10 protein-coding genes are annotated in these 9,754 nt (G+C 41.6%); 5 read left to right on the top strand and 5 right to left on the bottom strand.

Annotated features, from left to right (window positions below; all coding sequences use genetic code 11):
• The 4 genes from IM507_RS20180 to IM507_RS20195 all read right to left on the bottom strand — a co-directional run.
• Positions 1-873, bottom strand: an 873-nt coding sequence (locus IM507_RS20180) for an RNA-guided endonuclease InsQ/TnpB family protein (protein WP_287637606.1), incomplete at its 3' end; no start/stop codon positions are given.
• Positions 874-1,088: 215 nt separating this feature from the next.
• Entirely contained in the window at positions 1,089-2,207 is a 1,119-nt protein-coding gene (locus IM507_RS20185; protein WP_002794615.1) for a glycosyltransferase family 4 protein, read from the bottom strand.
• 82 nt (positions 2,208-2,289) lie between these two features.
• Entirely contained in the window at positions 2,290-3,516 is a 1,227-nt protein-coding gene (locus tag IM507_RS20190) for a glycosyltransferase family 4 protein (RefSeq protein ID WP_069475523.1), read from the bottom strand.
• A complete protein-coding gene (locus IM507_RS20195; RefSeq protein ID WP_002777674.1) occupies positions 3,513-4,172 on the bottom strand; it encodes a D-glycero-alpha-D-manno-heptose-1,7-bisphosphate 7-phosphatase in 660 nt (219 codons plus the stop codon). Before IM507_RS20195 ends, IM507_RS20190 begins: the two co-directional genes overlap by 4 nt.
• Positions 4,173-4,773: 601 nt before the next feature.
• Here IM507_RS20195 and IM507_RS20200 point away from each other — a divergent pair.
• The 4 genes from IM507_RS20200 to IM507_RS20215 all read left to right on the top strand — a co-directional run bounded on the left by IM507_RS20200 (position 4,774) and on the right by IM507_RS20215 (position 8,279).
• Positions 4,774-5,409: a D-sedoheptulose-7-phosphate isomerase gene (locus tag IM507_RS20200; protein WP_069475522.1), complete on the top strand. Its 636-nt coding sequence runs from the start codon at positions 4,774-4,776 to the stop codon at positions 5,407-5,409.
• Positions 5,410-5,446: 37 nt separating this feature from the next.
• Positions 5,447-6,472 (top strand): GHMP family kinase ATP-binding protein, encoded by a 1,026-nt coding sequence (locus IM507_RS20205; protein ID WP_287637608.1) that lies wholly within the window; start codon positions 5,447-5,449, stop codon positions 6,470-6,472.
• A 92-nt stretch (positions 6,473-6,564) separates the two neighbouring features.
• The gene (locus IM507_RS20210; RefSeq protein WP_002734845.1) at positions 6,565-7,263 is read left to right on the top strand and encodes a nucleotidyltransferase family protein; all 699 of its coding nucleotides are present in this window, start codon (positions 6,565-6,567) and stop codon (positions 7,261-7,263) included.
• A gap of 92 nt (positions 7,264-7,355) precedes the next feature.
• A complete protein-coding gene (locus tag IM507_RS20215) occupies positions 7,356-8,279 on the top strand; it encodes a glycosyltransferase family A protein (protein ID WP_016516562.1) in 924 nt (307 codons plus the stop codon).
• A gap of 72 nt (positions 8,280-8,351) precedes the next feature.
• Here the strand turns inward: IM507_RS20215 and IM507_RS20220 are convergent, their stop codons facing one another.
• On the bottom strand, positions 8,352-9,290 hold the full coding sequence (locus IM507_RS20220; RefSeq protein WP_002753938.1) for a hypothetical protein: 939 nt from the start codon (positions 9,288-9,290) through the stop codon (positions 8,352-8,354).
• 326 nt (positions 9,291-9,616) lie between these two features.
• On the opposite strand from IM507_RS20220, the gene IM507_RS20225 reads away from it, so the two are divergent.
• Positions 9,617-9,754 (top strand): DUF4277 domain-containing protein (locus IM507_RS20225; RefSeq protein ID WP_287637610.1); only part of this gene is annotated, 138 nt, incomplete at its 3' end.

The raw sequence follows: 9,754 nt of genomic DNA on the forward strand, positions 1-9,754 counted from the left end.
TCCCCAACTAACGTCAGATATTGCCTGAGATAACTTGGGGTTTTTGACCATATTCTTGACGGCTAAATTCTCAACCACAATCGTTTGGTTTTCACGAACTAATTGAGTGGTTAGCTTATGTAAATGGTCTTTTCTGCTATCGGTGATTTGAGCGTGAATCTTGGCTACTTTGATTCTTGCTTTTTCCCGATTTTTTGAGCCTTTCTGTTTTCTAGAAAGATTTTTTTGCGCTTTTCGCAGTCTCCGATAATGCTTTTTAAAGTGCTTGGGATTAGACACTTTATCGCCGTCGCTGGTAATCACAATGCTACTAATTCCTAAGTCAATTCCGATGGCTTTATCTGTTACTGGGAAAGGCTTAATCGTTGGGTCATCAAATCTTATTGAGATATGCCAGCGTCCAGAAGGATGTAATCTGACTGTTACTGTACTTGGGTCACAAGCTTCTGGGATTTGTCTTGACCATCGAATAGGTAAAGGTTCTGTGCATTTGGCTAAATAGATTTGTTTGTCTTTAAATTTAAAGGCTGATTTGGTAAATTCGGCACTTCCTCCCTGATGTTTTTTCTTAAAGTTAGGATACTTAGTACGACCAGCAAAGAAGTTAGTGAAAGCTGTTTGTAAATGTCTTAACCCTTGTTGTAAAGGTACACAGCTTACCTCATTGAGAAAGTTTAATTCTTCTTGCTTTTTCCAATCGGTTAGCATTGAAGAAGTTTGAACATATCCTACTCTTTCTTGTCTTTCGTACCATGCTTGTGTTCGTTCGTGGAGAGCTTTGTTGTAAACTAATCTTACACAGCCCAATGTGCGCCGCAATAGCGACTCTTGTTCGGGTGTTGGGTAAAATCGGAACGAATAGGCTTTTTCCATACCTCACATTCTAGCATATATCGTGTAAATGCGCTAATATTTAACAGTAAAGCCGTCGTAGAACGGCGGGGTTTCAGACCCAAATTTTCGATGATAAGTAGTCGTGCAAAATTAATTTCTTGGTTAGGATAGGCAAAAGGCAATAGGCAAAAGCTTTATCGAAATGTGTAATTAATTTTGCTTAGGTACTTAATGAGTCGCCAAAAAGCTCTAGACTACAATTTTGGCAATAATTGGTCGTAGGATTGGATCATTCTTTCGTAAGTAAAGCGAGTGGCATTGATAAAACCTTTTTGCCTCAAATCTTCCAGGCGATCGGGAGCGAGAAGATTTTCTGCAATAATAGTAGCGGCAGCCTCGTGTTCGGTGGGATCGAAATACACTGCCGCATCGTCAGCGATAACAGTCATGGGGAGACGATTGGAGGTAAAGACGGGACAACCACAGGATTGAGCTTCAATCACGGGAACACCGAATCCTTCCTGAAAGGAGGGAAAAATTAAAGCAGTTGCTAGGCAATAAAAGGCGCGTAAGTCATCATCAGAGACGGTTCCTAATTCGATTACTTGTGCGGACAAGTTATTCTGATTAACAAATTCTCGCATATCTGGCAGCAAAAGTTTTCCCATCAGGATCAATCGGCAATTTTCCAGACCAGAGAAAGTGATTAACCTCTTGAATATTTTCAGCAATCCCAATCGATTTTTATACCATTGGCGGCCTCCGACATGAATTAGCCAAGGATAATCACGGTTGATATTAAATTTGCCCACCAGAGCTACTGCTGCTGCTTTTGTCATCGGACTGTATCCCTGATTCAAGCAATCCTCAATTACTTCCGTTTGTTCGGGAGCAATTTTAGTTAAACGGAGAACATCGGCACGAGTAGCTTCGGAAGAACAGACAACATATTTAGCCTGTTTTAATCCTCGCAAAATCATCGCCTGATACTGTTTTCCCGTCCAACTGGTGGGATTTTCAGGAATTTCTCCTAGGGCGGAACGGATGGCCAGCAGATCATGACAGATGATAAAATATTTGCGATCTTTTAGATAGGGAGTTAAATAGGATAAAGCTTGATCACAAATGCAGACGATATCAGCCCAATCAAGCTGCTGACGTAACTGCACTGGGAAAATAATTAACTTATCGATGTACCCTAACCACTTGCCGATTCCCTGGGGAGAAGGCTTCAGTTGACCGAAAATAGGCTGTGCTTGCACTCGCCGAATTTCGTGTCCTTTTTGTCTGAGTCCTTTCTCCACTAAACCGACAAAACGATTAATACTAATCTGCCGATCGTTGACGTAATTTCCTACTATTAAAACTTTCATGATTAGGCTCCAAAAAATCAATTTTTATAGCGGTAAAACCCTCTAACAGTCTCGAGGGAAATTTCGGGGTTAAGAAATAATATTAGTCCTGCAAAATTTCCTCGTATCTTTGTCCCGCTCGCTCCCAGGTGTACTCCGATTCCACCATCGCCCGGGCATTATGGGACAGTTGTTCTCGCACAGAAGGATCATCGAACAACCTAGAGATCGCTGCAACGTACTCAGCAACACTATTAGCCCGCAGCGCCCTAGGGGGAATTCCCGCTGCTGCCACCGTTAAACCCTCTAAACCGCGATCGCTGGCGACAATCGGAATCCCCGCGGCCATGGATTCTAGAGTTTTAGTCTTGATTCCCAATCCCACCCGCAGGGGAACCACACAAACGGTTCCTCGGTGTAAATATTCCACTGTCGAGGGAACGGTTCCCGTCACCCTCACACCGGGATACTTGGCCAGTTCGAGAACTTCCGGTGCTGGGTTGGCCCCCACTAGGGTTAAAGTGGTGTCGGGATATCGCTGTTGAATGACTGGCAGGACTTCTAAAACAAAAAAACGGGCGGCATCGATATTATGGGTGGAACTCATGGCACCGACAAAGACCAATTTATGACCGCCGGGATCCCGAGGACGATAGGGAAACAGGGCTAAATCCACGCCATTAGGCACGATATCCACCCGTGCATCCGGGAGGATTTTTAATAATTGTTCGCGATCATAATCGGTAGTGGCCACCAATTGCGAAAACTTGGCACAGTAACGTTTTTCGTACTGATAGAGTAGGGGCAGATAGAGAAAATCCCGCAGGGGATAGGTGGAGGCTCCTCTATCCAAATGATTGCGTGTCCAACCATACACGGAACTGTGAATATCTACTACGGTTTTGACTCGCTGACGGTATTCTGGCCGAATAAAAATCTCGCTGATACTCTGAGCGCAGATAATTACATCACATTTTTGCTGCTCGACGTATTCATCTATTCGCTCTTGAATTAGCGGCGAACGATAACTAAGAACACTAGCAGGGGTCATCTGTACTATTGCCTCCAGAAAGCGCCCTGTTTGACCGATTAGTTTTGTCAGTCCCTTGCCTGGTTCGGGAATTTCCTGGGGCGGAAATAAGACAAGATGATTGGTAAAGGTTTTTAATTCTTCGATCTGAGTTTCCGTGACATTTTCTACCCGACGAGCAAACAGGGTGACATCGTGGTTTTGGTGAAGACATTTGATCAGGTTAAAAGTTCTCCCCTCCGTTGCCCCGCGACTAGGTGGATAGGGAAAGTTATTGCAAAAAAGGACTAATATTCTCATAATTCTGGTTCGGCAGCGGTTTTTGACAATAATTCTACCGTTTCCTTTAGTTGGCTATATACGGGAATCTCAACTGGGTATTTCTCGATCTCCCCAAAAGTGACTTTTCCTCGCCCTGTTAAGAGTAATACGGGCTGACAACCAGCTTCTAGGGCGCATTCTAGATCACTGGGCGCATCGCCGATGAACAACGAGCCGGCTAAGTCAATTCCGTATTGCTGGGCGGCTGTCAGCAGCAGATAGGGGGAGGGTTTGCGGCAGGGACAACCTTCGTCGGGATGGTGCGGGCAGATGGCAAGATCGTGAAAATGCACGCCCAATTGTCGGTATTCCTCAATCATACGCCCGTGAATCGCCGCCAAATCGTCCCAAGTGAAATAGCCCCTAGCAAGTCCCGATTGATTGGTGATGATGATCAGCAGATAACCCGCATCCTGCCACTGTTTTAAGGCAGCCGCTGCCCCGGCGGGAATGCTCACCTGTTCTGGTTTGCTCAGATAGGGAATATAGTCAATAACTACCCCATCTCGATCGAGAAATAAGGCTTTGTTCTTTTTTGCTCTATCTTCGCTTTCGCGGTCAGAATTGCCAAGATGTGGCGGAGACGGGTATTTCTGGTGGCCGTCATTGACGGAAATTGCGGGGAAAGGATTCATTATGTGGGACTTTTTCGAGTCGGGGACTAGAATTCTCAGTTCTTCTGTCAGAGACGAGAGCTTGAACCGATGGACAGACAAAATTCGAGGGATTGTCGCGATTTGTGCTAGTTTTCTCGGCTAAATTGCTTCTCTTTACTATCTAGATGTCAGGGTATAGCAATCAGGGCATATTATACGCCGTCAGGCCTTTGGGCTTTTGATTATATCGGCGGTATTGTCAGGAATTGTTAACATTTTTGTCCAGCCAAACAAAAGGCCAAGACTGGCAAAGGTTGAACCCCCGCTCAGAAATCCCTCGTCTCGGCCAGAATAGATCAAAAGTTTATTCACAAACAAAACAAATTGTGCTAGGGTTGGGGCGTTTGTGGTATATTCCCAGAATAACTGGCAAAAAATCACTCTTTTGACTTGATCGCTCTAGGTTTTTCTAGAACTATCATTGGCCTGTTTTTCTTGTCCTGTGATCAATTCTACCGTGCTAGGGGTTTTATACCCAATTAATGGAGAGCGATTCTCGTCTTTTGATACTATTCAATATAATGACAGAATGATTGAGAGTTAAATTTATTCAACTAATAAAAATTGGAAAATCAAACCTATGCCAATGGTGGAAAAATCAAACAAAAAATTGGATAGTTTCCAGAGTGATCCGTCTCTGTCAATTTTAATCAAGACTGAATTGGAGGAAGCTTATGTCCTGAAAAAAAACCTACTAACCGAGACAAAATATCTAGAAAAAATCCAAGAGATTTGCCAAGTATGTATCAATGCTTATCGCAATAACCACAAAGTATTAGTGGCTGGTAATGGAGGCAGTGCCGCCGATGCTATCCATTTTGGCGGTGAGCTGCACGGCCGATTTCTGAAAGAAAGACAGTCTTTGCCAGTTCGCGTCCTCAATAGCGATATCGCCAGTTTAACAGCGATTGCCAACGATTATGGCTACGAATATATTTTTAGCCGCCAGATAGAAGCGGAAGGAAACCCTGGCGATGTGTTTATCGGTATTTCCACTTCGGGAAATTCCGCTAATATCCATCAAGCTCTCAAAGTTTGTCAAGTAAAAGGTCTCACTAGCATCGGTTTAACTGGGGCGAAGGGATTAGCTCTAGAGCAAAAAACCGATTATTGTTTGATGATTCCTAGTATCAGTACCCCGCGCATTCAAGAAGGTCATGGTTTTGTTCTCCATACTATTTGTTTAGCGATCGAAGAAGCGCTCTTTCCTAACTAAAATCTCCTAGCAAAAAATCAACCTAAACAGCCTACCTATGATCATCAGAACCAAAGCTCCTTTAAGATTAGGTTTAGGTGGTGGCGGCACCGATGTGGAGCCCTACTGTAGTCTTTATGGGGGTTACGTTCTCAACGCTACTATCGATCTCTATGCCTACTGTACAGTCACGGAAATTACTGACAAACAAGTCATTTTTGTTGCCGCCGATCGAGGAGAACAACAAATAGAAACCCTCCAGTTTCCTCTCCTCTATAACGGCGTTCTCGATCTGCATAAAGCGGTCTATAATCGTTTGATTAAAGACTTTAATCAAGGGCAACCTTTGCCGCTGCAAATCACTACCTTTTCCGATGCGCCGGCTGGTTCGGGATTAGGTTCTTCTTCTACCCTAGCGGTAGCCATGGTTAAAGCCTTTGTGGAACTGTTAAAATTACCCCTAGGTGAGTATGATATCGCCCATTTAGCCTACGAGATCGAACGAATTGATCTAAGCTGGTTAGGGGGCAAACAGGATCAGTACGCTGCCACTTTTGGCGGTTTTAATTTTATGGAATTTTATGAACAAGATCGAGTCATAGTTAATCCTTTGCGGATTAAAAATTGGGTGATCAATGAATTGGAAGTCTCTCTGATCCTCTACTATACAGGCATTTCTCGCTACTCATCTCAAGTAATTGAGGATCAAATTCAGAATGTCCAAGAAAAAAATGAACAAGCGATCACCGCTACCCATCAACTCAAAAAAGAGGCAATTCTCTTTAAAGAAGCACTGCTTAAATCAGATTTTATGGGGATAGCAGAAATTCTGAGAACTTCTTGGGAAGCGAAAAAGAAATTATCCAAATTAATTAGTAATCCGCAGATTGATCGCATTTATCGGGTAGCTAGGGAAACCGGGGCCTATTCAGGCAAAATATCAGGAGCTGGTGGCGGTGGTTTTATTATCTTTATGGTCGATCCTACCAAGAAAATCGAAGTAATAAAAGCTTTGAAATCAGAAGGAGGCCAAGTGATTAATTTTCATTTTACCAAATACGGAACCCAAGCATGGACATTATAGCAAACCAAGCATCAACGGGGAAGGATTATCCCTGTAACCCTAAAAATAGTTTTTAAAAGATTGGCAATAATTCAAATTTTTGAGGTGTATCTATGGATGTAATTATTCTGGCGGGTGGGTTAGGAACTAGGTTGCGATCAGTCATCAACAGTTTACCAAAACCTATGGCTCCCGTTGCCGACAGGCCTTTTTTAGAATATCTATTAGATTACCTAATCTCTCAAAAAATTACCAACAAATTTTTAGTTTCTGTGGGCTATGAACATCAGAAAATTATCGATCATTTTGGTTATAAATACAAGGAATACGAGCTAACTTATTTGATAGAAGATACACCCTTGGGAACTGGAGGAGCAATCCGGTTGGCACTCAATAAAATTGAAACCGAACAAGCATTAATTGTCAACGGAGATACCTTGTTTAATGTCAATTTATCCGCCTTAATTAATTTACATAGTCAAAAGAAATCCCTGATAACTGTTGCTCTGAAGCCGCTAACTGACTTTGATCGTTATAATAATGTTATGCTAGACGATGACCAAAAAATTATCGGGTTTGAATCCAAAAAATATCAAGATAAGGGCTATATTAATGGCGGCATATATTGTGCAGGGAAAAACATATTATCCAGCTTTGATCTGCCATCAAAATTTTCTTTTGAGGACGACTTTCTCAAAGTTTATACCGAGAAAATTCCCATGTATGGCTTGATTTCTGACGAATATTTTATTGACATAGGCATTCCCCAAGATTACAATAAGAGTCAACAAGAATTACCATCTCTCATCTGAAAAGTATTTTTTTGAGAGAGTCTTGGTAGTCACCTAAGTTCAGCAAATTTGTGTTGGTATCGTCAAATTATTTCTCAATAAATTCACCAGAGATGCTTGCTAGTTTCAATCAACCGATATTATCTATTATTAGCCCGACCATCGGAAATTTTTCCGAATATTGGTTACAACAACTTTTATCCGTGCAGGGAAACGTAGAATTTATCTTAGTTTACCCTCCCGGCACAACTGCGGCCTTCATAACTGACCCACGAGTAAAAATTTTATACAGTCTCTACAAAGGAGAAACACCTCAAAGAGCCTTCGGTTTAATGAACGCCACTGGTCAGTATATACTGGCTTTAGATGATGATGACTTCGTGCATCCGGATGTTGTATCCCTAACTCTTGAATACTTTGAGAAATTTCCTCAGAGTTGGATGCTGCGTTTGTTTAAAGAAAAAATAAACTACTTAGATGAAGAAAAAATTAAAAGACCTTGGCAGCAATTGCCATCTCTTGAGCAACTTAGGATTGCCAGAAAAAGAGAAGATTCCTATCAGGATTTGATAGAGGTTCCCATTGCTCCTCTAGAAAATCATTTTGATATAAAAGTTGCTCTCTGGCCCTACGCTAAGAGAAAAGACATTCATGGAAGTCATGTGGAACCTTTTAATAATACCATTTGGAAAAGTCCAGCAGTTAAAGAAGCTCTCACAGAAATGTTTCAAGGGACAAGAATGGCGGAACTTTTAACTTGGTTGCCTCTTTGGGGATTAGATAGGGCAATCGGACTATATATTCAAGCTAAATTTTTTCAAACAGGTGCTTGTATTGGTCATTGGATGCCCGAACCTGGTCAAATCAGATATATTGTTAGGCCTTATTCCTTAAAAACAGTGCGATTGTTAGTGTTGGTAGAGATGTTGTTAGTGAAACAATTTCCCCAGTATGGCTACTTTTGGAATCTATTTTTTGAAGAATTTTACAACGGTGTGAAAATTAAAATTAGGCAAATATTTAAAAAGCTAAATTAAGGTTAACAGCTAAAAAATAGGAAGCAAGTCTTAATACTTACTTACTTGGGAGATTACAGATAGACTGATATTTCATACCTCTTTACCCAAGCGAGAACGAATAAAGATTCGCGGCACATTTAAGATGTTGGGAATAACGAGATTCCACATATATCCGTACTGGGGAAAACGTCTGATTAAGTAAAGTTCAGAAAGTACACCATAACGATTAAATCGTATGTATTCAGGTGGATTATTTTCAATACGAATTTGTTCTGGCATCGGTAAGAGATGACCAATAATTTTGCCTTTTCCTTGCTCAAAAAACTTCGCTTGTATAGCTAGTCCCAAAACTCGATCAAGACACCAAAAGGGAATATACTTAAACGGACCCATAAAAGGCATTAACCCCACCAGATCCTTCAGGGTTTCCTGTGCTATAGAAGTTTTCCAAACCTTCTTGTCAAAATTCTCTGTATGCGGACCTCGATGATCTCTTCTTCCTCTAAAAATACACATTACATCAAATTTATTATCGATAGGAGTAATGGGAATTTCCAATAGGTAGTTGCCTTGTTCGTATAGCTTAGAGTTACCTTGAGACCTACCACAAACTTCTAGTTTTTCGATCGGTTTTGGTGAGAGCCAAGGAGCTTCTAGAATTTCTTTTTTACCAAATTCAACATCTTTCCGGCTAAGTCTCATGACCCAACTATCAGGAAATCGGGAAAAGTATTGACGGCTAATTTCTGAAATGTCGGGATTGATATACTCATCACAATTAATTGTCAATGTATAGGGAGCGGTAGCATTGATCAAACCTGTGGCACGTTGAATAATTTCTCCCCGCAAGGGACTGACTATTTGCTGTACCCTAGGGTCGGAAGTGGGATACTTAGGGGCTCCCGGTGGATGAACCAAGATAAATTCTACTTCTCCCTTGACCTCGGTCAGCGCATTAAACCAGTGGTCAGCGAATCCTTCTCTAGTGGGAATAACAATTGATAGGCTTGGTGTTGACACCTTGTCCATGATAAAAAAATTTTTTCTCTATTTTTTGATGCCATTGTATCATAGTTCTCTGGCAACAAGGAAAATTTCTGGAAGATCAGAAGGCTGAGAGATCAAGAGTGGGAATTCAAGAGAAATAAAATCGATATTCAACTTGTTTACCATCCTAAAAACTGATTTCTAGGTTTTTTAACCCACATTCCGCACCTTCAACTGTCACATAAGCTGTCCCCCTCCAGAGACTTGAGTAAAAATACTTAGCTGGTGAAGGTTTTCTCGGCACCAGCTAGGGGGGTCTTGAAACCCCTAATTATGAAAAAATAGGAATTGTTGGAAAACTGAGACGAGTGGACTGTTCGACCAGGAATCAATCAACAGAAATTGAAGTCAAAAATCTAGACCATCTGGGATTAGTAGCCGGAATTATCGATGAAATAGGAATCGTTGAAATTATCAACGAACAAGTCTCAATTGAGCGAGGAGAA

Origin of the sequence: Microcystis sp. M20BS1 (assembly GCF_020245305.1) — a bacterium.
In the GTDB taxonomy this organism is placed as follows: domain Bacteria; phylum Cyanobacteriota; class Cyanobacteriia; order Cyanobacteriales; family Microcystaceae; genus Microcystis; species Microcystis ichthyoblabe_A.

What these genes read in the sequence shown, in the direction of transcription:
- IM507_RS20190 (WP_069475523.1), bottom strand. Translation starts at nt 3,516, where the DNA reads ATGAGAATATTAGTCCTTTTTTGCAATAACTTTCCCTATCCACCTAGT.
- IM507_RS20220 (WP_002753938.1), bottom strand. Translation starts at nt 9,290, where the DNA reads ATGGACAAGGTGTCAACACCAAGCCTATCAATTGTTATTCCCACTAGA.
- IM507_RS20215 (WP_016516562.1), top strand. Translation starts at nt 7,356, where the DNA reads ATGCTTGCTAGTTTCAATCAACCGATATTATCTATTATTAGCCCGACC.
- IM507_RS20205 (WP_287637608.1), top strand. Translation starts at nt 5,447, where the DNA reads ATGATCATCAGAACCAAAGCTCCTTTAAGATTAGGTTTAGGTGGTGGC.
- IM507_RS20210 (WP_002734845.1), top strand. Translation starts at nt 6,565, where the DNA reads ATGGATGTAATTATTCTGGCGGGTGGGTTAGGAACTAGGTTGCGATCA.
- IM507_RS20195 (WP_002777674.1), bottom strand. Translation starts at nt 4,172, where the DNA reads ATGAATCCTTTCCCCGCAATTTCCGTCAATGACGGCCACCAGAAATAC.
- IM507_RS20185 (WP_002794615.1), bottom strand. Translation starts at nt 2,207, where the DNA reads ATGAAAGTTTTAATAGTAGGAAATTACGTCAACGATCGGCAGATTAGT.
- IM507_RS20200 (WP_069475522.1), top strand. Translation starts at nt 4,774, where the DNA reads ATGCCAATGGTGGAAAAATCAAACAAAAAATTGGATAGTTTCCAGAGT.